Source organism: Nocardiopsis sp. MG754419 (assembly GCF_018207095.1).
GTDB lineage: Bacteria > Actinomycetota > Actinomycetes > Streptosporangiales > Streptosporangiaceae > Nocardiopsis.
This window is the reverse complement of the sequence record NZ_QOCZ01000008.1, coordinates 1-23,775: the sequence shown is the minus strand read 5'-3', so window position 1 is coordinate 23,775 and position 23,775 is coordinate 1. Positions and strand designations below refer to the sequence as shown.

At 72.2% G+C, this 23,775-nt stretch carries 20 protein-coding genes; 13 read left to right on the top strand and 7 right to left on the bottom strand.

The annotated features are described in order from the left end of the window. The first annotated feature begins 216 nt into the window (after window positions 1-216). Window positions 217-2,295, top strand: coding sequence for a cytochrome c oxidase assembly protein (locus DSY14_RS02855; RefSeq protein ID WP_211714840.1), 2,079 nt, complete (start codon window positions 217-219; stop codon window positions 2,293-2,295). 33 nt (window positions 2,296-2,328) lie between these two features. After that, a complete protein-coding gene (locus tag DSY14_RS02850; RefSeq protein WP_211714839.1) occupies window positions 2,329-2,847 on the top strand; it encodes an LLM class flavin-dependent oxidoreductase in 519 nt (172 codons plus the stop codon). Here DSY14_RS02850 and DSY14_RS02845 read toward each other — a convergent pair. The 3 genes from DSY14_RS02845 to DSY14_RS02835 all read right to left on the bottom strand — a co-directional run bounded on the left by DSY14_RS02845 (window position 2,825) and on the right by DSY14_RS02835 (window position 4,490). After that, window positions 2,825-3,352, bottom strand: coding sequence for a DUF3558 family protein (locus tag DSY14_RS02845; RefSeq protein ID WP_211714838.1), 528 nt, complete (start codon window positions 3,350-3,352; stop codon window positions 2,825-2,827). The genes DSY14_RS02850 and DSY14_RS02845 overlap by 23 nt on opposite strands. A 131-nt stretch (window positions 3,353-3,483) precedes the next feature. Next, window positions 3,484-3,912 (bottom strand): hypothetical protein, encoded by a 429-nt coding sequence (locus tag DSY14_RS02840; RefSeq protein WP_211714837.1) that lies wholly within the window; start codon window positions 3,910-3,912, stop codon window positions 3,484-3,486. A 50-nt stretch (window positions 3,913-3,962) separates the two neighbouring features. After that, window positions 3,963-4,490 carry a helix-turn-helix domain-containing protein gene (locus DSY14_RS02835; protein WP_211714836.1) on the bottom strand — a complete coding sequence of 176 codons (528 nt, stop codon included), beginning with the start codon at window positions 4,488-4,490 and terminating at the stop codon, window positions 3,963-3,965. A 97-nt stretch (window positions 4,491-4,587) separates the two neighbouring features. Here DSY14_RS02835 and DSY14_RS02830 point away from each other — a divergent pair, with 97 nt between their 5' ends. Further along, window positions 4,588-5,883 (top strand): MFS transporter, encoded by a 1,296-nt coding sequence (locus DSY14_RS02830; RefSeq protein WP_211714835.1) that lies wholly within the window; start codon window positions 4,588-4,590, stop codon window positions 5,881-5,883. 18 nt (window positions 5,884-5,901) lie between these two features. On the opposite strand, the gene DSY14_RS02825 is transcribed toward DSY14_RS02830, so the two are convergent. The 4 genes from DSY14_RS02825 to DSY14_RS02810 form a co-directional block, all read right to left on the bottom strand. After that, window positions 5,902-8,889 carry an AAA family ATPase gene (locus DSY14_RS02825; protein WP_211714834.1) on the bottom strand — a complete coding sequence of 996 codons (2,988 nt, stop codon included), beginning with the start codon at window positions 8,887-8,889 and terminating at the stop codon, window positions 5,902-5,904. Continuing rightward, window positions 8,889-10,046: an exonuclease SbcCD subunit D gene (locus DSY14_RS02820; RefSeq protein WP_211714833.1), complete on the bottom strand. Its 1,158-nt coding sequence runs from the start codon at window positions 10,044-10,046 to the stop codon at window positions 8,889-8,891. The genes DSY14_RS02825 and DSY14_RS02820 overlap by 1 nt, the downstream gene beginning before the upstream one ends. A 77-nt stretch (window positions 10,047-10,123) precedes the next feature. Continuing rightward, the gene (locus tag DSY14_RS02815) at window positions 10,124-10,783 is read right to left on the bottom strand and encodes a class I SAM-dependent methyltransferase (protein WP_211714832.1); all 660 of its coding nucleotides are present in this window, start codon (window positions 10,781-10,783) and stop codon (window positions 10,124-10,126) included. 195 nt (window positions 10,784-10,978) lie between these two features. Then, window positions 10,979-11,692 (bottom strand): metal-dependent hydrolase, encoded by a 714-nt coding sequence (locus DSY14_RS02810; protein ID WP_211714831.1) that lies wholly within the window; start codon window positions 11,690-11,692, stop codon window positions 10,979-10,981. A 245-nt stretch (window positions 11,693-11,937) separates the two neighbouring features. On the opposite strand from DSY14_RS02810, the gene DSY14_RS02805 reads away from it, so the two are divergent. The 10 genes from DSY14_RS02805 (at window position 11,938) to egtD (ending at window position 23,707) form a co-directional block, all read left to right on the top strand. Next, the gene (locus DSY14_RS02805) at window positions 11,938-13,782 is read left to right on the top strand and encodes an ABC transporter substrate-binding protein (protein ID WP_211714830.1); all 1,845 of its coding nucleotides are present in this window, start codon (window positions 11,938-11,940) and stop codon (window positions 13,780-13,782) included. After that, window positions 13,779-14,849: an ABC transporter permease gene (locus DSY14_RS02800; RefSeq protein ID WP_211714829.1), complete on the top strand. Its 1,071-nt coding sequence runs from the start codon at window positions 13,779-13,781 to the stop codon at window positions 14,847-14,849. The genes DSY14_RS02805 and DSY14_RS02800 overlap by 4 nt, the downstream gene beginning before the upstream one ends. Further along, the gene (locus DSY14_RS02795; protein ID WP_211714828.1) at window positions 14,846-15,811 is read left to right on the top strand and encodes an ABC transporter permease; all 966 of its coding nucleotides are present in this window, start codon (window positions 14,846-14,848) and stop codon (window positions 15,809-15,811) included. Before DSY14_RS02800 ends, DSY14_RS02795 begins: the two co-directional genes overlap by 4 nt. Then, a complete protein-coding gene (locus DSY14_RS02790; RefSeq protein ID WP_211714827.1) occupies window positions 15,808-16,845 on the top strand; it encodes an ABC transporter ATP-binding protein in 1,038 nt (345 codons plus the stop codon). The genes DSY14_RS02795 and DSY14_RS02790 overlap by 4 nt, the downstream gene beginning before the upstream one ends. Further along, on the top strand, window positions 16,842-17,915 hold the full coding sequence (locus DSY14_RS02785; protein ID WP_211714826.1) for an ABC transporter ATP-binding protein: 1,074 nt from the start codon (window positions 16,842-16,844) through the stop codon (window positions 17,913-17,915). The genes DSY14_RS02790 and DSY14_RS02785 overlap by 4 nt, the downstream gene beginning before the upstream one ends. A gap of 171 nt (window positions 17,916-18,086) precedes the next feature. Continuing rightward, on the top strand, window positions 18,087-19,043 hold the full coding sequence (locus DSY14_RS02780; protein ID WP_211714825.1) for an arylamine N-acetyltransferase: 957 nt from the start codon (window positions 18,087-18,089) through the stop codon (window positions 19,041-19,043). 205 nt (window positions 19,044-19,248) lie between these two features. Continuing rightward, window positions 19,249-20,535, top strand: a complete 1,287-nt coding sequence (gene egtA, locus DSY14_RS02775) for an ergothioneine biosynthesis glutamate--cysteine ligase EgtA (protein ID WP_211714824.1) — start codon at window positions 19,249-19,251, stop codon at window positions 20,533-20,535. After that, complete coding sequence (gene egtB / locus DSY14_RS02770) at window positions 20,532-21,884, top strand: ergothioneine biosynthesis protein EgtB (RefSeq protein WP_211714823.1); 1,353 nt, start codon at window positions 20,532-20,534, stop codon at window positions 21,882-21,884. Before egtA ends, egtB begins: the two co-directional genes overlap by 4 nt. Next, complete coding sequence (gene egtC, locus DSY14_RS02765; RefSeq protein ID WP_211714822.1) at window positions 21,884-22,663, top strand: ergothioneine biosynthesis protein EgtC; 780 nt, start codon at window positions 21,884-21,886, stop codon at window positions 22,661-22,663. The genes egtB and egtC overlap by 1 nt, the downstream gene beginning before the upstream one ends. Window positions 22,664-22,732: 69 nt before the next feature. After that, on the top strand, window positions 22,733-23,707 hold the full coding sequence (egtD, locus tag DSY14_RS02760) for an L-histidine N(alpha)-methyltransferase (RefSeq protein ID WP_211714821.1): 975 nt from the start codon (window positions 22,733-22,735) through the stop codon (window positions 23,705-23,707). Window positions 23,708-23,775: the final 68 nt, after the last annotated feature.

The following is a 23,775-nucleotide window of genomic DNA, read 5'->3' as shown; positions in this document are numbered from 1 at the left end:
CGTATGGGGGAAACGTCACCAACGGGCGCGGTTTCCCGCCTTACGGGGGTGGTCGACCGGGACCGAGTCCGACACTGTGTAGTAAACGGTCTAACCTTGGTCGAGGTGTTCCTCCGTGCACGGCCCCTGCCGGACCCGATCGTCACAGCAGCGCGGTGGCCATCACGGCCGAGGGCGCTGACCTGCTGTTGACCGAACTCGACGACGGAGTGGCGCGTGCCTCCTCCCGCACAGAACGACAATTCCCCACTCAAGGAACACCCGACCGACACCGACCGGGCCCCCGGCACGGGTGTCGTCCCGCTCTTCGCCCTCATCGCCGCCCTGGTGTGCGCCCTGGCCCTGGGCGCCGCCCTCGTGCTGGGCGGCTCGGTCTTCGCCCAGGTCATCCCCGGGCTGCCCGACGCCGGTGAGGCCGTGCGCTGGGGCATGCCCATCGCCAAGACCGTCATGGACACCGGCGCCGTCCTCACCATCGGACTGCTCCTCATGGCGGTCCTGCTGCTGCCCTCCTACAAGGGCCACCTGTCCGACCAGGCCGTCGGCTACGTGCGCGCCGCCACCTGGGCGTCGCTGGCCTGGACCCTGGCCGCCGTGGCCACCCTGTACTTCCAGGCCTCGGAGTTCCTCGCCAAGCCCATGGGTCAGGTGAGCGTCGACGAGGTCACCGCCTACGCCGGATCGGTCTCCGGCGGTATCGCCCTGATGTTCGTCATCCTCATCACGACGGGCATCGCGCTGTTCGGGCGCACGGCCACCGGGGCCACGTCCGGCCTGTGGTTGCTCATCGCCGCCCTGGTGGCGGTCACCCCGCCGGCCCTGACCGGGCACTCCGCCTCCTCGGGCGCCCACGAACTCGCCGTCACCGGTTTGGCCCTGCACCTCATCTCCATCTGTGTGTGGGTGGGCGGCCTGGCCGCGGTCGCCTTCCACGCCGTGCGCACCGACGGCGAGGCCCCGGCCACCGCCGCGCACCGGTTCAGCCGCATGGCCCTGTGGGCCTACATCGGTGTCGCCATCAGCGGCGCCGCCAGCGGACTGGCCCGCCTCTACTCGCTGGAGGACCTGTTCGGCACCGACTACGGGCGACTCATGATCGCCAAGATCGTGCTGTTCGCCGTCCTCGGCGTCTTCGGCTACGCCCATCGCCGGTGGGCCGTGGCACGGATCTCCGACGCGCCCGCGGGCGCGGACGGCCGCGCCTTCCGCCGCGGTGCCTTCCTGCGCCTGGCCGGGGTCGAGATCCTCATCATGGCCGCGGTCATCGGGATCTCCGTGGCCCTGGGGCGCACCGCCCCGCCCCCGCCCCTGGAGAGCACGGTGGACCCGGCCGCCGCGATCCTGGGCTTTCCCGTCCCGCCGGAGATGAGCCTCGAGAACCTGCTCACCCTGTGGCGCCCGGACCTGTTCTTCATCATGCTCGTGGTGATCGCCGGTGGGCTCTACCTGGGCGGTGTCCAACGGTTGGTCCGTCGCGGCGACCACTGGCCGGTCGGCCGGACGGTCGCCTTCGTCGCCGGTCTGCTGACCATCGTCGCCGTCCAGCTCAGCGGTTTCGCGACCTACGCCATGATCATGTTCTCCACGCACATGATCCAGCACATGGTGCTGGCCATGGTCACCCCGATCCTGCTGGTCCTGGGCGCCCCGATCACGCTGGCCCTGCGGGCGCTGCGTCCCGCGGAGCAGCGGGGCGACCGGGGGCCGCGCGAGTGGCTCAACGCGTTCCTCAACAGCCGGTTCTCGCAGCTCGTCACCCACCCGGCGGTGGCGGCGCCGCTGTTCGTGTTCAGCCCCTACGCGCTGTACTTCACGCCGCTGTTCCCCACGCTCATGAACGACCACCTCGGTCACCTGTTCATGGGTGTGCACTTCCTGCTCACGGGGTTCCTCTTCTACTGGGTGATCGTGGGCGTGGACCCCGCCCCACGGAAGGTCCCGTTCCTGCTGCGCATTCTGTTGCTGCTGGTGGCGATGGGGTTCCACGCGTTCTTCGGGATCGCCATCATGGAGCAGTCCGCCCCGATGGCCATGGAGTACTACGGCCAGTTCACGATCCCGTGGATGGACGACCCGATCGACGACCAGTACGCGGGGGGCGGTATCGCCTGGGCGCTGGGCGAGATCCCCACGGTGATGGTGATGCTGGCGCTGGTCGTGCAGTGGTCGCGCGACGACGAGCGTCAGGAGCGTCGCCGGGAGCGTCACAGCCGCCGCGGCGGCTCCGACGACGCGGACATGGACGACTACAACGCCTACCTCGCCGAGCTCGACCGCCGCTCGCGCGGGCAGTAGGGCCGACCACGGTGGACCCCGCCTCCCCACGGGGTGGCGGGGTCCACTGATGCCGGACATCGGGAGGCCTCCGGTGTCGGGGGTCGGGGCAAGCGACCCCTCCGGTTCGGCGTCCACCCTCCCCAGACCGGCGTCGACCCCTGGGCCTCGGCCGCCGAGGCCCAGGGGTACGGCCTCCTCACGGCCCCCGACCACACGGGTGCGGCCGCACCGTTCTCCCTGATCACGGTGGCCGTCGCCGTCACCACACGCCTGCGCCTGGGCGCCTCCACCCTCCACGACGAGTTCGAGAACCCGGCGTGGGTCTCCGCGGACTTCGCCGGGCGGATGGGCGCGGAACGTCTTCCGCGGGACGATTCCCGGGCGGAGTGTCCCTCCGCGCTCGTCGCGACATCGGAGCCGACGGCCGACACACTGATGGCGCGGCCCGAGCCGTACGGGTTCGGTGACGTCCTCACCCCTGGGCCCTGTACGGAGGCCCGGGCACGGGTCATCTCCTGGTGCGCGCCGCCGAGGAGCGGGCGACCGATCACCGTTCCGGTGAGGCGGTGATGAGGGCCCGTGCCGTCAGGACCGCCGTCTGGCAGGCGTCGTCCGCACTGACCTGGACGAACAGGCTGTGCTCGTCGGAGAGCGCCACGTCCAGGTTGCAGGAGTCGGGAAAGGTCTCGGTGTGGCCGGGGTAGCCCTCCACCGTCACGTACTCATGGCCGGCGCCGCCCTCGAAGGCCGCCGCGAGCGTCCGTACGACCGGCGCCCCGTCCTCCTCGGTGTCGGGGTCATAGGTCTCCACCCACACGTCCACACTGGAGTCGACCGCGTTGGTGAAGAAGCAGTTGGCGTCCGACTGCCGGCTGCCGGAGCCGCCCTCCTCCAGCAGGCCGAGGTCGACCGCGGTCGCGTCGGGCAGCAGGTCACAGGGGTGCTGCGCGGTGGGGTCCAACGCGGGCACGTCGAACTGGTCGATGGAGTCACGGTCGGCCGGCTCGATCTCGCCGCCACAACCCCCGACCAACACGGCCGTCACCGCCACAGCGACCCCTCGCCACGCGCGCATGCCCGACTCCGTTCGCTCCGCCCACACAGGTGCCGGGGCTCCCCGATGGGGAACCCCGGCACGAAGCTACAGAGGACGGGCGCCCTGGGTGCCGTCCTGACCGGAAACGGTCACGGGGAGGGACACCCCGCTCAGGAGAGGACGGCCGCCACTCCGGTCACGAACAGGGCCATGGCCAGACAGATCACCAGGCCACCGGCCAGCACCGCAGGGGTGGGCCTGATCCCGGACAGTCCGGACCGGCCGCTCACCAGGGCCTGGCGGCGGACGACCAGGGGCAGGAGCGCGGCGTTCACCGCGTACATCACGATCGCCACCGCGCTCGCACCGGCGAAGGCCACCCAGAACCCGGCGCCGACGGACATCGCGTTCAGGGCGGCCAACGCCGGCAGCACCACCCACAGCACGATCGAGGCCACCCCGAAGGCGGTGAGCATCCGGGGCGAGGCCCCACGGGAGCTCCCCGACAGCACGAGTAGCAGACCGAGCAGGGCCGCCACCAGGATGGCGCCCCCGATTCCGAACACGGCGATGTTGACCAGCGAATTCACGCTGGTCATTGTCCCACCGTCGCGCGGTGCTCCCTCGCCGGGGTGCTCTTGCGGGACCGTCACCGTCCCTGGGCGGGGCCGGGGGCGGGGGAGGCCGTGGTCGGTGCCGTGCCGGGCGCCAGAGGAAGCAGGACGTCGGGGGAGCGTGGTCTGCGCCAGGCGGTGTTGTGCCTGTTCAGAGGCTGTGCGCAGGACACGCACCAGTCGGCGGAGGTCGGTTCCCCGCCACAGCCGGTGCAGTGGACGCGCAGTGCCGGGCCGGACGTCTCGGCGTGCGCGTCCCCCCAACGGGCCAGGGCGTGCAGCACCGGAAGGGTGTCCTCGCCGCTCGCGGTGAGGACGTACTCCCGTCGGGTGCGCCCCTGGTCCCGATAAGGGCGCCGTTCGAGCAGGCCGTGTTCCACCATGCGGGCCAGCCGGCGGCTGAGCACGGTGTCGGCGATCCCCAGGGTGTCGCGGAGACCGTCGAAACGGCCGTTGCCCGTGAACACCTCGCGCAGGATCACCAGGACCCACGGGTCGCCCAGGACGTCCAGGCCGCGCGCGATGGGGCACGGCTTGTCCGACCAGTCGGAGCGCAGTGGCACGTGGCATCTCTCCCGGAAGGGCGGCGTGAGGGGTGTGCGGTCCCCATGCTAGCCTCGGCCGTCCAACTTCTCTTAAGATAGCCAGCAGGGAGCCCCCGTGCGATCGACCCCCGGTTCCCGCGTGCTCCACCCCGCGTGGATCATCGCCGCCATCGCCTTCCTGGCCCTCGTCGCCGCCGCGGGTTTCCGGGCCGCACCCGGGGCGCTCATGCTGCCCCTGGAGGAGGAGTTCGGCTGGTCACGCGGCGACGTCTCCGCCGCCATCACCGTCAACCTGCTGCTGTACGGACTGACCGCGCCCTTCGCCGCCGCGCTCATGTCCCGGTTCGGCATGCGGATCGTCGCCGCCGGCGGGCTGCTGTTGGTCGCCGCCGGAGCCGGGCTGAGCATCCTCGCCACGGCCCCGTGGCTTCTCGTCGCCACGTGGGGACTGCTCATCGGCCTCGGCACCGGGTCCATGGCCCTGGTCTTCGCCGCCACCGTCGTCGATCGCTGGTTCGTGCGCTCCCGGGGGCTCGTCGTCGGCGTGCTCACCGCGGGCGGGGCCGCCGGGCAGCTCGTCTTCCTCCCGCCGGTGGCCTGGTTCGCCGGTGCGTACGGGTGGCGCACCGCCACCCTGCTCGTGGCCGGTGCCGCGCTGCTCGTGGTGCCCCTGGTGTTGCTGTTCCTGCGCGACCGCCCCGAGGACCAGGGCACCACCCCCTACGGAGCTCCGGCGGGCTGGACCCCGCCGCCGGTCGCCGTCGGCAACCCCGCCCGCGCAGCCCTGGCCACACTCGGCCGGGTGTCCCGCAGCCGCACCTTCTGGGCGCTGGCCCTCGGGTTCGCCATCTGCGGGGCCACCACCAACGGTCTGGTCGGTGTCCACTTCATCCCCGGAGCCCACGACCACGGCATGGCCCAGACCACCGCCGCCGGGCTGCTCGCCCTGGTGGGCATCTTCGACATCGTCGGCACCGTCGCCTCCGGCTGGCTCACCGACCGGGTCGACCCGCGGATCCTCCTGGCCGTCTACTACGCCGGTCGCGGGGTGGGGCTGGCCGCGCTGCCGTTCCTGTTGTCGGACACCGTCCACATCTCCATGGTGGTGTTCATCGTGCTCTACGGACTGGACTGGGTGGCGACCGTGCCGCCCACGGTGGCGCTGTGCCGCGAGGTCTTCGGCCCCGACGGTCCAATCGTGTTCGGGTGGGTGTTCGCCGCCCACCAGATCGGCGCCGCCGTCGCCGCCTCCGTCGCCGGGCTCATCCGCGACACCACCGGCGAGTACACCCTGGCCTGGTTCGGCGCCGCCGGGCTGTGCGCCGTGGCGGCGCTCCTGTCCTGGGCCATCGCCACCCGCACCACCGAACGCCAGGGGGCCGCCCAGAACGGGCCGGGAGGGGCCGTGTGACCGGCCGCCCCGGGGCGATCAGCCGTGGTGCTCGATGCGGGAGCCGGCCGAGCTCTTGCGCACGGTCAGCCGGGTGGTCACCCGCTGGCGCAGGTCCGCCACGTGGCTCACCACGCCCACGGCCCGGCCACCGTCGCGCAACCGGTCCAACACGTCCAGGACCTCCTCCAGGGTGTCCTCGTCCAGGGTGCCGAACCCCTCGTCCACGAACAGGGTGTCGATCTCCGCGCCGCCGGCCTCGGCGGTGGCCACGTCGCCCAGTCCCAGGGCCAAGGCCAGGGAACTGAAGAAGGTCTCACCGCCCGACAGCGTCGCGGGGTCGCGTTCCACCCCGGTCCAGGAGTCCACCACGCGCATGCCCAGCCCGCCGGCGGAACGCGCGCGCCCGTCCCCGGCGGCCTTGTCCACCGTGTACCGCAACTCGTAGCGGCCGTCCGACATGGTCGACAACCGGTCGTTGGCGGCCGCCACGACCTGCTCCAGGCGGGCCGCCAACACGTAGGCGGACAGCCGCACGCTGTCGGTGTTGTCCGGGGACGTCCCGGCGGTCAGGGTGCTCATCCCCTGGGCGATGGCGTACCGGCGCAGGACGGGTTCGGAGCCGGCCATGCGCGTGTCCAGTTCCGCGCGCAGGTCGGCCAACCGACGGGCCCGGTCGGCGAGCGCGGCCCGCCAGGTCAGCGCACGTTCGGCGACCCGCTCCGCGGCGGCCGCCGCGGCCTCCGCCGCGATCAGGTCCGGAGGATCCTGCTCTCCCGCCGCCACCAACTCGGGGTCGGACAGGCGGGCCTGGGCGGCCGCCCACTGGTCGTCGAAGTCCCGTGTGCGCCGACGCGACTCCCGGCGTTCCCGCTCGTCCAGGGCGGCCGCCAGGACCGCCGCCTCGTCCGCGAACCCCGCTTCGGCGCGCGCCTCCTCGGCCTCGGCCGCCGCCGCGCGCAGTTCCTCGACGGCCCGGTCCCGCACGTCCATCGCCTCGACGGTGCCGCGCAGCAGATCCGCCTCACCCGTCAGTCGGGCGATGCGTTCGGCGAGCCCCGCGTCCTCACCACGGGCCCGGTCCACCACCGCCGTGAGACGACGGTGCTCGGTCGACGTGCTCTCGTGGCGGGCGAGGAGCTCGCCCTCCTGCCGGCCCAGGACGCCGACCCGCTCCTCGGCGTGGCGCAGTTCCTCGCGGAGCTGGTGCAGCTCCTGCTCCAGGCGCGTGCGCTCACCCGCGGCGGCCCGGGCCTCGGCCAGACGCGCCCGCTCGGCCTGGACCTCCGTGTCGGCCCCGGCCACGGTGCGCTCCTCGGCGACCCGGGCCTCGGTCTCCTGACGCCCGCGCAACCGGACCACCATGCTCTCGGCCGCCGAACGCTCCGTGGCCGTACGGTCGGCGGCGCCCTGGGCCGCCCTCTCCTGTTCCGCCGAGACCAGACCCTCCTCGTTGGGCACGGCGGGGGAGGGGTGATCGGTCGACCCGCACACCGCGCACGCCGCACCGTCGGCCAGGTCGGCCGCGAGCTCGGCCGCCATCTGCCGGATCCGGCGTTCCCGAAGATCCTGTGCGTGGTCGCGGGCCCGTTGCGCGGCGTCCACGGCGGCGCGCCGCGACTCCTCCGCCCGCTCCACCTCGGCCGTGAGCCGCTCGTGCTCCACGGCGGCCCGTCGCCGTTTCTCCGCCAGCGTCAGCGCGTCCTGGGCGGCCTCCACCAGCCCGGCGCGCTCGCGCACCTGCTCCAGCTCCCGCTCGACCGTGGCCACACGGGCCGGCAGCGTCTCGGTACGCCCACGCGCCCGCTCGGACTCGGCGCGGACCCCCGCGATCCGCCGGTCCAGTTCGGCCACATCCCGATGGAGCGTGCGCCGACGTTCGGCGTCCTCGCGGAGCAGGTCCAGGCGGGCGAGCTCGTCGAGGCGCCCCCGCTCGGCGACGCGCAGCCCCTCCACCCCCGCCGGCGCGGGCACGTCCAGGTCCGGGAGTCCGCCCACCAGGGACAACCGGTCGGTGACGGCCAGTTCGGCCTTGTCCGACTCGGTGCGTCGTTGGTCCCGGGCCCGCAGGAAGGGCAGCACCGCGTCGGTGCGCTCGGCCGCGGCCAGGTGTTCCTCGGACCGGTCCCGCCAGGGACGATGCTCCGCCAACCGGGCGACGCTCTCCCGGGTCTCGTCCAGGCGGGTCCGCCGTTCGCGCAGCGCGCGGGCCTCCTCCAGCGCCCGTCGGGCCCGGTCCCGGTCGTGGGTGGACGCACCGGAGAGGGCGTCGGCGTCACGGGCGGTCGCGGCGGTGACCACGGTCAGCTCGGCGGCCCAGGCCCGCAGGTCGGTGGGGTCGGGGTCCGTCGGCGCCGTGCCGCCCGCCACCTCGGCGATCCGGCCGGTGACCTCGCGCACGCGCTCCTCCGCCGAACGCACCTCGCGTTCGAGGCGGCGGGTGTGCCCGCCCAGCCACTCCTCCACGTCGCGGAAGACCCGGGTGTTGAAAATCCGTTCCAGGGACTTGCGACGGTCATCGGACTTGGCCCGCAGGAACTGCGCGAAGTCGCCCTGGGGCAGCATGACGATCTGGCAGAACTGGGTCAGGGTCAGACCCACGAGGTCGCCCACGAACTGCCCGGCCTCGTCCGGACGGGTGGTCACGCCCTGCCAGGAGCCGTCGATCCGTTCGGTGACGACCACCTTCTGGTTCTGGGTGACCGTGCCGGTGCCGCGCTTCTTGGGCCGCTCCCACCGCGGCCTGCGCGTCACCCGCACCCGGCGGCCCTGGACGGTGAACTCCAGCGTCACCTCAGGCTCCAGGTCCGGTGGCGCGTGGTCGCTCCTGGGGGAGCGGTCCTTGCTGCGGGCCCCGGGGACACTGCCGTACAACGCGAAGCAGACCGCGTCCAGCACGGAGGTCTTGCCCGCTCCCGTGGGTCCGTGGATGAGGAAGAGCCCGCCCTGACCGAGCCGGTCGAAGTCCACCGTCTCGGTCCCGGCGAAGGGGCCGAAGGCGGTCATGGAGAGGGTGTGCAGGCGCATCAGCGGATCCCTTCCTGGAGACGGATCTCCTCGACGGCCCGGTCCACGAGTGCCCGCTCGTCCGAGGTGGGCGGCGCCCCGCGCGCCCACTCGACGAAGTCGGCGACCACGTCGCGTTCGGGGCGTTGGGCGACCGCCCCGGTGACGGGTCGGCGTTCCGGGGCACCGCCCTCCGGGGCGAACTCCAGGAGCAGGGCGTGCGGGAACCGTTCGCGCAGCCGCTCCATGGGCCGGGCGGGCCGACGGGGGTCGGTGAGGGTGATCTGGAGCCAGTGGTCGGTGTAGCGCTCCCACTCGGCCCCCGAGAGCAGGGCGTCGATGCGACCGCGGATCCGGGCCAGGGGGCGCGGTACCGGCGCGTCCACGAACTCGGCCCCGGCGAACCCCGCCGCGTCCAGCTCCACGACCCAGCAGCCCTTGCGGTGGTGCTCCTCGGAGAAGGAGTAGGCGAGCGGGCTGCCCGGGTAGCGCACCGTGGGGGTGATGGTCTGGCGACCGTGCAGGTGGCCCAGGGCGACGTAGTCCACACCGTCGTAGATCGAGGCGGGGACGTGCGAGGCGCCGCCCACGGAGATGTCCCGTTCGCTGTCGGAGCCCTCGCCGCCGGTGACGAACGCGTGCGAGAGCACCACCGAACGGGTGCCGGGCCGTTCGGCCAGATCCTTGCGGACCAGGTCCATGGCGTGCCCGACCACCGCGGAATGCCCGCGCTCGGACAGGTCCCAGTGGTGGCGGGCGATCTCCGGCTCCAGGTAGGGAACGCCGTAGACGGCGACGGGGCCGTGTTCGTCGTCGACCACCACCGGCGTGCCCACCCCGTCCAACGAGCTGCGCAGGTGCACTCCGGCGGCGTCGATGAGGTCCGTCGCGAAGGCCATGCGGGCCATGGAGTCGTGGTTGCCGCTGATGAGCACCGCACGTGCGCCGGTCGCACGGATCCGGCCCAGTGCCCGGTCGAACAGTCGGACGGCGTCCACCGGGGGCAGGGCACGGTCGTAGAGGTCCCCGGAGACCAGGACCACGTCGATCCGTTCGGCGTGGATGGTGTCGACGAGGTGGTCCAGGAACGCGGCCTGGGCGTCGATGAGGTTCTCCCGGTGGAAGGAGCGACCCAGGTGCCAGTCCGATGTGTGCAGCAGACGCATGGGACTGGACATTACCGAAGTCGCCGGGGCCCGCGCCCGGGAAAGCCGGCGACCCCGTCGACGAACCGGGACCGGACCGCCGGCGGGTGTCAGTTCCGGCGGGCCAGTGTGAGGCCGTCGCCGATCGGCAGCAGGACCTGCGAGACCCGGTCGTCGGCGGCGACACGGTCGTTGAAGTCACGGATGCCCTGCACGTGGGGCGCGGTCTGCGCGGGATCGACCACCCGTCCGTGGGAGAGGGTGTTGTCGGCCAGGAGCAGACCGCCGGGGCGGATCCGCGGGACCAGTTCCTCCCAGTAGTCGACGTAGCCGGTCTTGTCCGCGTCCAGGAACGCCAGGTCGAACCGGGTGTCCTCGGGCAGGGCCCGCAACGAGTCCAGGGCCGGACCGATCCGCAGGTCGATCTTCCCGGCGACCCCGTCGCGCTCCCAGTAGCGGCGGGCCACCGAGGTCCACTCCTCGCTGATGTCCAGCGCCAAGAGCGTCCCGTCCTCGGGCAGCCCGCGCGCGAAACAGATCGAGGAGTATCCGGTGAAGGTGCCGATCTCCACCACGTCGCGCGCCCCGGACAGCCGGGTGAGCAGCGTGGTGAACGCCCCCTGCTCGGGGCCGATCTGCATGCCCTTGTGGTCGGGGAAGAGCCGCGCCGTCTCCTCGGCCAGGTCGGCGAGGACGGGGTCGACCGGTTCGCTGTGGGCGACGATGTAGTCGTGCAGTTCCGGGCTGAGGCCTTCAGTGGTTCGAGTCACGTCCGCCAGCCTAGAAGCCCCGTCCCTTCCGGGCCAGGAACCCGACCGGGGCGCACGTCCCGTGCCGGTGTTCCGCGCTCACGCGGTCGGCGGGGCCGCACCGCCGCGTCCGTCCCGGCGCGATTCCGCGAGCGGGACCGGCGCGCGGACGGGGCGGGGACGCGAGGCGCTCCGTCCCGGGACCTCGGGTCGGGCTCAGTGCTGGGGAAGGATGGTGGGCCAGTCGAAGAGGTAGATCGATCCGACGATGATCCCGACCGTGAGCAACGGGGTGACCACCTTCTTCTCGACGGGACCGTCGGTGGCGAAACCACGACCCTGGCCGATGCGCTTCTTCCAGAAGGGCCAGAAGACCGGTACGCCCATCTTGGTGACCATGTCGCCGAAGAAGTGCAGGATCACACCGAAGGCGACCGCCAGGCCCAGCCAGGTGTAGTTCAGCCCGGCGGCGTACAACCCGAGGGTGATCGCGGCCGTGCCCAAGGCGTTGATGATCCCCGACGCGGTCCGGTTCTTGTCCAGACCGAAACCCAGACCCTGGAGCGCGATACCGATGAGCAGGAACACGAAGACCTGCACCGCGAGTTCCGACCACAGCGCCAGGAGGGTGACGAGCACACCCATCAGGGCGGCGAAGAAGAACGAGTGCGTCCCCATCCGGTGACCACCGAAGGCCCAGCTCATAATGTCACTGAGGATCTCGGTGACCTTCCCGTAGGTCTTGGTCACCGTCGCGCTCTTGTGGTCCAGGTCCGGCAGGAGGGCGGCTCCCGCGCACACCAGGGAACCGGCGACGATCTCTCCCGGACCCAGCTCGAAGCTGAGTCCGAGGAATTCCCTGCCCTGGACCAGCGGAACGACCGCCATCCAACCGACCACGCCGCTGAGTGCGTGAGAGTGCCCCATCATGGCGGGAACCGTAGCGGAGTCCTTCATTCGCCGCGAATCGGCGTCCGGTTTCGGTCGGGCAGGTCACGGCACTTTCGACTCTTCATTCCCGGGAAATACCTCCGTCACCGGTGTAGGAGTCGAATGTGTTGCGATATGACGCCTCACCTCGAAGGTCATTGACGCTCATCGTGACCAGTTGGTAGACAACCAACCACCCCCAGGTGGCCAGCCCACCACCCCACGATCAACCGACAGGGGCCGTCATGGCGCAGCACCATCCTCCCACCGGCACCCTTCTGCGACGGGCGGCGGCCTCCACGGGCGCCCTGCTCCTCATCGGCGGTCTGTCCGCGGTACCCGCGGCGGCCGACGAGACCGACGGCACCGACGGCACCACCCTCACCGTGGCCATCGCCCAGCAGGTGGACTCCTTCAACCCCTTCACCGCCCAGCTCGCGGTGACCACCAACATCCTCAGACACGTCTACGACCGCCTCGTGACGGTCGACCCGGACACGAACGAGCCCGCGGCCTCCCTCGCCGAGAGCTGGGACACCTCCGACGACGGTCTGACCTGGACCTTCCATCTCCGTGACGACGCCACCTTCAGCGACGGCGAGCAGCTGACCGCCGACGACGTCGCCTGGACCTTCACCACCATCATGGAGAACGACGCCGCGGCCATCGCCTCCGGCAACTACGTCTCGGCCTTCGAGGAGGTCACCGCCGAGGACGACCGCACCGTCGTCATCGAACTCGACGAACCCCAGGCCACCATGACGGCGCTCAACGTCCCGATCGTGCCCCGCCACGTCTGGGAGCCGATCCTGGAGGCCGAGGGCGAGGACTTCTCCGACTACGTCGGCGACGACCTCCCCACCGTCGGCAGCGGCCCCTTCGTCCTCACCGAGCACTCCCGCGGCGAGCACATCCGTCTGGAGGCCAACCCCGACCACTGGCGGGGCGCCCCCGGCTTCGACGAACTGTACTTCCGCTACTACTCCGAGAAGGACGCCGCGGTCGAGGCGCTCCGGAGCGGTGAGGTCTCCTTCGTCTACGAGCTCACCGACGCCCAGGCCACCTCCCTGGAGACGGTGGACGACATCGCCGTCAACATCGCCGACGGCAAACGCTTCCAGGCCTTCACCATCAACCCCGGCGCCGAGACCCAGGACGGCGAGGAGTTCGGCGACGGCCACCCCGCGCTCCAGGACCTGACCGTGCGCCAGGCCATCGTCAAGGCCATCGACAACGAGGAGATCGTGCAGCAGGGCGCCAACGGGCAGGCGGTCGCCGCGGGCGGCTACCTTCCCCCGCGCTACGCCGACTTCCACTGGGCGCCCGAGGGCGACGAGGCCATCCTCGACTTCGACCCCGAGGCCGCCAACGCGATGCTCGACGAGGCCGGCTACGACCGGGGCGACGACGGTGTGCGCGTCTCGCCCGACGGCGACCGCCTCGAACTGCGCATGCACGTCCACGCCGACCGTCCGGACAACGTCCAGGCCGGACTGGTCATCGCCGAGCGTCTCGCCGACGTCGGCATCGAGATCGACAACCGGACCGTCGACCCGGGCATCCTCAGCGACGCTCTGTACGACGCCGAATACGACCTCATCTTCACCGGATGGACGGTCAACCCCGACCCCGACTACGTGTTCAGCATCCACACCTGCGACGCGCTGCCCACCGAACCGGGCACCATGCAGGGCGACGCCTACTTCTGCGACGAGGAGTACGACGAGCTCTACCAGGAGCAGCTGGGCGAGTACGACCGGGAGGCGCGCGCCGAGATCATCCACCGGCTGCAGGAGGTCCTGTACCGGGAGGCCGTGGTCAACGTCCTGACCTACCCGAACATCATGGAGGCCTACCGGACCGACCACGTCGAGAGCCTCCAGCTGGAGCCGACCGAGGGCGGCAACATCTGGGGCCAGGACGGGTACTGGGCCTGGTGGTCGGCCACACCCGCGGACGGTTCCTCCGACGTCAACGGCGGACTCTCCACCGGCGTGGCCATCGGCATCGGCGTCGTGGTCCTCGTGTTGGTGGCCGGCGGGGCCTTCCTCTTCTTCCGCAACCGTTCCACCGTGGAGGACCGCGAGTGACGACCACGCCCACCGAGGCGGACGGGCCGACCGGGGCGGGAACGGACGACGTTCCCGCCCCGGCGGCCCCGGGAACGGGGAACCGGGCGTGGCGGGTGGTCACCTACGTGTGCGGTCGCCTGCTGACCGCGGCCGTGTCCCTGTTCGCCGTGATCGTCGCCGGGTTCTTCCTCTTCCGGATCCTGCCCGGCGACCCCGTCCGCGCCATGACCGAGGGACGCGAGGTCACCGCGGAGCAGCGTGAGGAGCTGCGCCGTCAGTTCGGCCTCGACCAGCCCCTGTGGCGGCAGTTCCTCGACTACGCCGAAGGGCTGCTCCGGTTCGACCTGGGCATCTCCTTCCAGTACCGCGAACCGGTCGTCGACCTCATCCTGGAACGCCTGGGGCCCACGATCCTGCTCGCCGGCACCGGCACGGTCATCGCCGCCCTGCTCGGTCTGTTCCTCGGGGCGCGCGCCGGATGGCGGCCGGGCGGACGCGGCGATCGGACCAACACCGCCGTCGCCCTGTTCTTCTGGTCGGTGCCCACGTTCTGGCTCGGTCTCCTGCTCATCGTGCTGTTGGCCTCCGGGCGCGGGTTCATGCCCGGACTTTTCCCGACGGGCGGCATGGTCGACCCCGGCCTGAGCGGACCGCTGGAGCGGGCGTTGAGCACCGCGCAGCACATGGTGCTGCCGGTCACCACGATGGTCGCGGTCATCTACGCCCAGTACCTGATGATCATGCGCTCCTCGCTCATGGACGAGAAGGGGGCGGACTACCTGACCACGGCGCGGGCCAAGGGACTGCGCGACGCGCTCGTCCGGCGCAGGCACGCCGTTCCCAACGCCCTCTTGCCCACCGTGACCCTCATCTTCCTCAACCTCGGACAGGTCGTGTCCGGCGTGATCCTGGTGGAGACGGTCTTCTCCTGGCCCGGCCTCGGCCAGCTCTTCTACTCCGGCCTGCAAGTCCCCGACCTGGGCCTCGTCCAGGGCCTGTTCGTGGTCTTCGCGGCCTCGGTGATCCTCATGAACCTCCTGGCCGACCTGGTGTACCCGCTGCTCGATCCCCGGGTCCGCCCATGAGCGCGCCCACCGGACCCACCGACACCCCGACCACGGACGACGTGGTGCGCTCGCCCCGCGCCCTGGCGCGCGCACGTCGCAGGGAGGCCCTGGGCCGCTTCGCCCGCGCGTACGCGCGCAACCGGGCCGGCATGTTCGGCCTGGCCTCGCTGCTCACCATCGGCGTGCTGGCCCTGACCGCGCCGCTGTTCATCGACCCGGCCCACCTGACCGTCACCGGCGCGCCCGGTGGCAGCCTCGAACCGCCCAGCGCGGAGTTCCCCCTGGGCACCGACAACTTCGGCCGTTCGGTGCTGGACCTCATCATCTGGGGAGCCCGGGTCTCCCTGACGGTCGGACTCCTGGCCACGTTCGTCTCGGTGACCCTGGGGACCCTGGCCGGCATCACCGCCGGACACTTCGGGTCCTCCGGCGGGTTGGCGGGCCGTCTCGTCTCCTCGGTCATCATGCGCGTCACCGACTGGTTCCTGGTGCTGCCCACCCTGGTCCTGGCGGTGGCCCTGGCCGCAGTGCTGCCGCGCGGCACCGGCACCATCATCCTCGCCATCGGGCTCACCGTGTGGCCGCCCACCGCCCGGCTCGTGCGCGCCCAGACACTCGCGGTGGAGGCGCGCCCCTTCGTGGAGCGCGCCCGGGCCCTCGGCGGCGGTCACGCCCACGTGATGGGCTGGCACGTCCTGCCGAACGTGATGCCGGTGGTGCTCGCCCAGACCACGCTGTTGGTCGCCACGTCGATCATCGCCGAGTCCACGCTCGCCTTCCTCGGCATGGGCGACCCCACCACCATCTCCTGGGGCGGCATCCTCCAGGCGGCCCGCACCTCCGGCGCGATCAGCGCCGGCATCTGGTGGTACATCGTCCCGCCCGGTCTGGCCATCGCGGTGGTCGCGCTGTCCTTCACCCTGTGCGGTCGGGCCTTCGAGTCCGTCATGAACCCACGACTGAGGGGAGGATCCGGGTGAGCGGCCTGCTCGACGTCCGGGACCTGCACGTCACCTACGCCGGGAGCGGTGGTGACGTGCCCGCCGTGCGCGGCCTCGACCTGGCCCTGGACCCCGGCGACACCCTCGGTGTGGCGGGGGAGTCCGGCAGTGGGAAGTCCACCGTCGCCCTGGCCCTGCTGCGCCTGTTGCCCGCCACCGCCCGCGTCACCGGACACATCCTGCTGGAGGGCGAGGACGTCCTCGGGATGAAGTGGGGGCGCCTGCGGGCCGTGCGCTGGGTGGGCGCCTCGGTGGTCTTCCAAGGGGCCATGCACTCCCTCAACCCGGTCCAGCGGATCGGCGATCAGATCGCCGAACCCCTGATCCTGCACGGAACCGTGCGGCCGAACCAGGTCGCCTCGCGCGTGGCCGAACTCCTCGAACAGGTGGGCCTGCCGGCCTCCCGGTCCCGTGACCATCCCCACCAGTTGTCCGGGGGACAGCGCCAACGGGTGATGATCGCGATGGCGCTGGCCTGCGAGCCGCGCCTGATCATCGCCGACGAGGCCACCACCGCCCTGGACGTCATGATCCAGGCGCAGATCCTCGCGCTGCTGCGGGGGCTGGTGGAGGAGACCGGTATCGGCATGCTCATGATCAGCCACGACCTGTCCGTGCTGGCCGCCACCTGCGATCGGGTCGCGGTCATGTACGCCGGCCGGATCGTGGAGGAGGGGCCCGCCCGGGACGTCGTGCACCGTCCCGCCCACCCGTACGCGAGCGCGCTCAGCGCCGCCTTCCCCAAGATCGGCGACCCGGCGTCGCGTCTGGCCCCCCGGGGCCTGCCCGGCGATCCACCGGACCCGGCCGACCCGCCGTCGGGATGTGTGTTCCGGCCACGCTGCGCCGTGGCCGCATCGGTGTGCGCCACCGTCGACCCGCCCCTGTGGCCGGTCCACCCGGAGAACGACGGCCGGTCCGATCGGCGCGCCGCCTGCGTGCACGTGGGTCCCGGCGTGGCGGGCGGGGCCGGCGGGGCAGGGGAGATCAGTACAGAGGAGACGAGCCGTTGAGCGCCGACACCGAACCCCGACCGCCCTCGGCCGACCCCGAGACGCCGTTCCTGCGTGCCGAGTCCGTGGAGGTGGCCTTCTCCGCCGGGTTCGCGCCCGGCGGTGGCCGGGGCACCGCCCGCGCCGTGGACGGCGTGCACCTGGACGTCGCCCCCGGGGAGATCGTGGCCCTGGTCGGTGAGTCCGGCTGCGGCAAGACCACCCTCGCCCGCACCCTGCTCGGCCTGGAACGGCCCACCGCGGGCCGGGTCCTCTTCGAGGGCGCGCCGCTGAGCTACCGCTCCCGCGACCTGCGCGCCTACCGACGTCGGGTGCAACTCGTCCAGCAGGACCCCATGGGTTCGCTCAACCCGCGACGGACCGTCTACGAGTCGGTGGTGGAGGGGTTGCGCGTCCACGAGGGCACCACCGTCGACGAACTGGAACGGGTGGAGCGTGCGCTGTCCCGGGCGGGGCTGCGTCCGCCCGAGCGTTTCCTGGCCCGTTATCCGCACGAGCTGTCCGGCGGGCAGCGTCAGCGTGTGGTGATCGCCGGCGCCCTGGTGCTGGACCCCGAGGTGCTGGTGGCCGACGAACCCGTCGCGTCCCTGGACGCCTCCGTGCGCGGGGAGATCCTGCGCCTGATGCTGGAACTGCGCGACCAGCTGGGCCTGTCCGCCCTGGTGGCCACGCACGACCTCGGCCTGGCCTGGAACATCGCCGACCGTGTGGCGGTGATGTACCTGGGCCGTGTGGTGGAGCTGGGCACAGTGGAGGAGGTGCTCTCCGCGCCCGCCCATCCGTACACGCGGGCCCTGTTGTCGGTGCTGCCCGACTCCGGTGTGGAGGAGGGGCCCGTGGTGCTCGGTGGCGAGCCGCCGGACCCCAAACAGGTGCCCCCGGGGTGCCGTTTCCACCCTCGCTGCCCGGTGCTGGCCTCGGGTGAGGCCGAACGGGCGGGTGTGGCGGACCGGTGCGTGAGTGTGGACCCCGCCGTCCTCAGTGGCGGGGCCGAACGTCGCGTGGCGTGCCACTGGGCCGCGGCCGACGAGTCCGGCCGCCTGCCCTCGGCGGACCCGGCGCACCCCTGAGGAGACGGCCGAAGGACGAGGCCCGTGGGCGCGTGTCGCGCGATCGGCGCGCGCCCTGAGCGTGGACGTGTCCACCCCGCGTCGCCGCCGGCTCGGAGCCCCGACCGGTCGCGGCCGCGGTGCCGCCCGACGGGGCGGAACACCCACCCCCCGCTCACCGTTGGCACGGGCATGACGATCTCGGAGCCTTCCGACGAACGCGATCCGGCTGATGGTCCCGGCACCGCCCCACCGCCCGGTCGCGTGTTCACCCACCGCGACTTCTGGCACGGCCCGGACCTGGATCTGGACGCCTACCTGGAGCGCGTGGGCCTGGCCGAGGCGCCGCCGCCCACCGTGGCCGGTCTGACGGCCCTGCACCGCGCCCACCTCGCGGCGATCCCCTTCGAGAACCTCCGGCTCCTGCTGGATCGCCCCGTCGCGCTGGACGTCCCCTCGCTGACGGACACGATGGTCCGGAGCCACCGGGGCGGTTACTGCTACGAACAGAACCTCCTCCTGGCCGCGGTCCTCGATCGGCTCGGGTGCGCGCCCACCGCGTTCTCGGCCCGTGTGCTCCTGGGCGGCGACGGCCGTCCACGTCCCGCCACCCACGCCCTGCTGCGGGTCGTATCGGACGGCGCCGCCTGGCTGATGGACGTCGGGTTCGGAGGCGGTGGCCTGCTGGAGCCGTTCCCCCTCGTCGACGGTCACCAGACCTCCCAGGGCGGATGGGACCTGCGTCTGGACCGCGTCGCCGAGGTGGGGGACGAGGAGTGGTTGCTCCGGTCGTTCGACGGTACGGAGTGGCGCAACCTGTACTCCTTCACCACGGCCGGGGCCCTGCCGCAGGACTACGCCATCTGCAGCCACTACCTCACCACCCACCCCCGCTCACCGTTCCGCCACCGGCTCATGGTCGCCCGGACCCTCGGCTCGACGCGGTACACCCTCACCAACGCCACGCTCACGGTCGAACGCGTCGGCGCGGACCGTCGGCACGCCTCCGGGGCCGGACCGGAGCGCGAGGTGCGGGAGCTGCCGGTGGGCGAGCTGGGAACAGTGTTGCGTGAGGTGTTCGATATCCGCCTTGACCAGCATGAACGCTCTGTGATCGAGGAGAAGGTGCGGGACTTTCTCAATCTGTGACGGTCATCACATACGCTCTCGGTGAGGGACCGATTCCACCGTGTCCCGGCGTGAACCCTGTGGCCGAGGGCGTGTCGCTGCGGCCTCGGCCCAACGGCTCGGTCCACCCTCGCGCGCGTGTGAAGGATTTGGGGTGATCGCACACGTTCGTCCGTGTGAGCCGCGGGGCAGGACCTGGGAGGCGCCACTCCGAGGGAGTCCACTCATGGCCCACATGACCACGGAAGACGTTCACGAGTACATCAACGGGGTCTGCTTCAAGACCGGCCCCCCGGGAAAAGTCGGCATCGAGACCGAATGGCTCGTCACCGACCCGGACCGACCGCACGCACGCGTCACCATCGACCGCCTCGCGGAGCTCATGGAGGACTGTGGTCCTCCGCCCGCGGGAAGCCGGATCACCTTCGAACCCGGCGGCCAGATCGAGCTCAGCTCGGTGGTCCTGCCGGGGCCCGCCCAGGCCCACGAAGCCCTCGCCGCGGACCTGCGGCACATCGGCAAGACCCTCGCGGACGCCGGCCTGCACCTGGCCGAGACCGGGCTCGACCCCGTGCGAGCGCCCGTACGCCTGCTCCGCCTGCCGCGTTACACGGCGATGGAGCGCTTCTTCACCAACCACCGTCACGTCGGCGGGCGCACCATGATGTGCAGCACCGCCTCGATCCAGGTGTGTCTGGACACCGGAGCGGACGCCGCCGACGTGCGCGAGCGCTGGGAGTTCCTGCACCGTCTGGGACCCGTGCTGGTGGCGGCCTTCGCCAACTCCGCGGTCTGGCGCGGCCGCCCCACCGGTTGGAAGTCCACCCGGTGGGCGATCTGGGCGGGCATCGACGCCTCCCGGACCCGTCCGGTCCTGGCACCGGACACCGGGGTGGACCCGGTCACCGCCTGGGCCGAGTACGCCCTGGCGGCCCGCGTGATGGCCGTGCCCGAGGTCCCCGGCGGAGGCGGTCGCTGGACCGCCGACCCCGGAATCACCCTGGCCGACTGGATCGCCGGGCGGGGCCCGCGCCCCCTGACCCTCGCCGACCTGGAGTTTCACCTGAGCACCCTGTTCCCGCCCGTCCGCCCCCGCGGCTGGTGGGAACTGCGCATGATCGACGCCCTGCCCCATCGTTGGTGGCCGGTCCCGGTGGCGCTCGCCGCCGCCCTGACCGACGACCCCCGGGCGCGCTCCGTCGCGGAGGAGGCCACCGCACGGTTGTGCGGCGACGTCGCACCCGCCTCCGAGCTGTGGCTGCGCGCCGCCCGCCGGGGGCTCGACGACGCCGAGCTCGCCGCGTGCGCGCGGACCTGCTTCGACGCCGCCATCGAGGCGCTGCCGCGTGGAGGCTCGGCCGAACTCGCCGCCCTCGTCGACGCGTACGCCGACCACTACGTGCGGCGCGGCCTGTGCCCCGCCGACACCGCCGGTCAGGTGCCCGCGCCGCGCTCCGCCGAGCCGACGTCCGGCGCCCGTGCGCCCCTCACTCACCGTGGAGGTCCGTCGTGAGCCTGGAACAGGAACGCGCCAAGGAACGCATCGCCGCCGAACTCGACATCGGGCGCCGACGCAGCATCGGACTCACCCTGGAGGCGCTCGACGAGTCCGACCTGCTGGCCCAGCACTCACCCCTGATGTCGCCCCTGGTCTGGGACCTGGCGCACATCGGCAACTACGAGGAACAGTGGCTGCTGCGCGCCGCCGGCGGACGCGCGGCGCTGCGCCCCGACATCGACGGGCTCTACGACGCCTTCGAGAACGCGCGCGCCGACCGGGTCGCCCTCCCGCTGCTCCGCCCCGACGAGGCGCGTGCGTACAACGCGCGGGTGCGCCGGGAGGTGCTCGACACGTTGGAGGGCGCCGACCTGTCCGCGCGCCCCACGGTGCCTGCCCAGGGTGGCCCGGCCGAGCGTTCCCTCCTGGACGCGGGCTTCGTCTTCCACATGGTGATCCAGCACGAGCACATGCACGACGAGACGATGCTCGCCACCCACCAGTTGCGCCAGGGAGCACCCGTTCTGTTGGAGGAGGCGCCCGCGCCCGAGACCACCGGTCCGCCGGTGCCCGCGGAGGTGGCGGTCCCGGCCGGCCCGTTCACCCTCGGCACCGACGACGACCCCTGGTCCTTCGACAACGAACGCCCCGGCCGCACCGTCGACCTGCCCGCCTACCTCATCGACACCTTCCCGGTCACCAACGCCGCCTACCGCGAGTTCGTCGACGATGGCGGGTACCGGGACCCCCGCTGGTGGAGCACGGCCGGGTGGGAGTGGAAGAGCGCGCGCAAGGCCGTCGCGCCCGCCTTCTGGTCCGCCGAGAACGGCCACTGGACCCGTCGCCGCTTCGGTCGCCGGGAGGTCGTGCCACCGGACGAACCCGTCCAGCACGTGAGCTTCCACGAGGCCGAGGCCTACGCCCGATGGGCGGGCAAACGCCTGCCCACCGAGGCCGAATGGGAGAAGGCGGCGCGGTACGACCCCGCCACCGGGCGTTCCCACCGCTTTCCCTGGGGCGACGCCGAACCCGAGGCACACCACGCCAACCTCGGCCAGCGTCGGCTCGCACCCGATCCGGTCGGTACCCATCCGGGAGGCGCCTCCCCGCTGGGGGTCCAGCAGCTCATCGGTGACGTGTGGGAGTGGACCTCCACCACCTTCCACGGCTACCCGGGGTTCCACGCCTTCCCCTACCGCGAGTACTCGGAGGTCTTCTTCGACGACGGCTACAAGGTCCTGCGCGGGGGATCGTGGGCCACCCACCCCACCGCGGTGCGGTCCACCTTCCGTAACTGGGACCACCCGATCCGACGGCAGATCTTCAGCGGGTTCCGCTGCGCGCGCGACGCGGACCGCCCCTGATGTGCCGCCATCTCGCCTACCTGGGGCCGCCGCGTACCCTGCACGATCTGCTGTACGCGGCGCCCCACTCGTTGCACGTCCAGTCCTGGGCGCCCCGCCGTCAGCGGTACGGCACCGTCAACGCCGACGGGTTCGGCGTGGGGTGGTACCCGCCGGGCACCGGCTCGGAGACCGCCGCCACCCCGGTGGCCCCCCTGCGTTACCGCAGGGCCATGCCGATCTGGGGCGACGCCTCCTTCGCCGACGCGGCCCGCGCCCTCACCTCAGGATGCGTGGTCGCGGCCGTGCGCGACGCCACCGTCGGCTTCGGCTCCGAGGAGTCCGGCGCCCAACCCTTCCGCGCCGACCACCTGCTGTTCAGCCACAACGGTGCGGCCGAGGACGACGAGGCGCTCGCCCTCGCACTCGGCTCGCCACCGCCGCCGGGCGCGCTGGACGCCCGTGCCCCGGTGGACTCGGCCCCGCTGTTCGCGCACACGCTGCGCCTGTGGCGTGCGTCCGGAGACCTGCCCTCCGCCCTGGCCGCCGTGGTGCGCCGGGCCCGGCGACACTCCCGAGGCCGCTACAACCTGCTGGCCGGCGACGGCGCCACGATCGTCGGCACCACCGCCGGGGACACACTGTTCATCCTGCGCCGACCGGCCGCCGGGCCGGGGGAGGGGGACGAGGTCTTCCTGGCCTCCGAACCCTTCGACGACGGACACGGCTGGCGGGAGATCCCCGACGACTCGGTGGTGGTCGCCACCCCCGAGCACACCGACATCCGGCCCCTCGGCTGAGCGACGGCGCCGACCGCACCCCGAGCACCGACCGACCCGGACGGATCCCGGGCGGACACAGGAGGCAGCATGTTCCGGATCGACCGCAACCTCACCGCCGACGAACTGCACAAGTCCCTGCGCGCCGACGTCGCCGAAGGCCTCACCGCCCGGCCCAAACGGCTCCCGCCCAAGTGGTTCTACGACGAACACGGCAGTTCCCTGTTCGAGGAGATCACCGGGCTGCCCGAGTACTACCCGACCCGAACCGAGCGCGCCATCCTCGAGGAGCGCTCCGACGAGATCGCCCGCGCCGCCGACGCGGTGGCCCTCATCGAGCTCGGATCCGGATCCGGGGTCAAGACCCGGTTGCTGCTCGACGCCCTGGGCCGTCACGGCACCCTGAAACGCTTCGTCCCCGTGGACGTCAGCGGCGACTTCCTCGCCGCCTCCGCGCGCCGGGTCGCCGACGACCATCCCGGCCTGGACGTGCACGCCGTGGTCGGCGACTTCGAACACCACCTCGGGTTGCTCCCGGTGAACGAACACGACGGCCGCGAGATGCTCGCCGTCCTGGGCTCCACCATCGGCAACCAGGCCCCCGCCGCGCGGGGGGTGTTCCTGCGCGCCGTTCACGCGGCGCTCGACCCCGGTGACACGCTTCTGCTCGGCGCCGACCTTGTCAAGGACCCCGAACGTCTGGTCGCCGCCTACGACGACGCCCAGGGTGTCACCGCCGCCTTCGACCGCAACGTCCTCACCGTGATCAACCAGCGCCTGGGCGGCGACTTCGACCCGGGGGCCTTCGACCACGTCGCCGTCTGGGACCCCGAGCGGGAATGGATCGAGATGCGGTTGCGCGCCCGCTCCCACCAACGGGTCCGTGTGGCCGACCTCGACCTGGAGGTCGACTTCGCGGCGGGGGAGGAGATGCGCACCGAGATCTCCGCCAAGTTCCGCCGCGACGGACTCACCGCGGAGTTGGACGCCGCCGGGTTCACCCTCACCCACTGGTGGACCGACCCGGCCGGGGACTTCGCGCTCAGCCTCTCCACCGTCCGCTGAACCACCCCTCCGTGCCCCGGTGTCGATCCCGGCGGGGACCGACGCCGGGATCGACACCGGGGCACGGA

What these genes read in the sequence shown, in the direction of transcription:
- DSY14_RS02810 (WP_211714831.1), bottom strand. Translation starts at nt 11,692, where the DNA reads ATGATGGGGCACTCTCACGCACTCAGCGGCGTGGTCGGTTGGATGGCG.
- DSY14_RS02845 (WP_211714838.1), bottom strand. Translation starts at nt 3,352, where the DNA reads ATGCGCGCGTGGCGAGGGGTCGCTGTGGCGGTGACGGCCGTGTTGGTC.
- egtA (WP_211714824.1), top strand. Translation starts at nt 19,249, where the DNA reads ATGGCCCACATGACCACGGAAGACGTTCACGAGTACATCAACGGGGTC.
- DSY14_RS02840 (WP_211714837.1), bottom strand. Translation starts at nt 3,912, where the DNA reads ATGACCAGCGTGAATTCGCTGGTCAACATCGCCGTGTTCGGAATCGGG.
- DSY14_RS02780 (WP_211714825.1), top strand. Translation starts at nt 18,087, where the DNA reads ATGACGATCTCGGAGCCTTCCGACGAACGCGATCCGGCTGATGGTCCC.
- egtC (WP_211714822.1), top strand. Translation starts at nt 21,884, where the DNA reads ATGTGCCGCCATCTCGCCTACCTGGGGCCGCCGCGTACCCTGCACGAT.
- DSY14_RS02805 (WP_211714830.1), top strand. Translation starts at nt 11,938, where the DNA reads ATGGCGCAGCACCATCCTCCCACCGGCACCCTTCTGCGACGGGCGGCG.
- egtD (WP_211714821.1), top strand. Translation starts at nt 22,733, where the DNA reads ATGTTCCGGATCGACCGCAACCTCACCGCCGACGAACTGCACAAGTCC.
- DSY14_RS02820 (WP_211714833.1), bottom strand. Translation starts at nt 10,046, where the DNA reads ATGTCCAGTCCCATGCGTCTGCTGCACACATCGGACTGGCACCTGGGT.
- DSY14_RS02795 (WP_211714828.1), top strand. Translation starts at nt 14,846, where the DNA reads ATGAGCGCGCCCACCGGACCCACCGACACCCCGACCACGGACGACGTG.
- DSY14_RS02825 (WP_211714834.1), bottom strand. Translation starts at nt 8,889, where the DNA reads ATGCGCCTGCACACCCTCTCCATGACCGCCTTCGGCCCCTTCGCCGGG.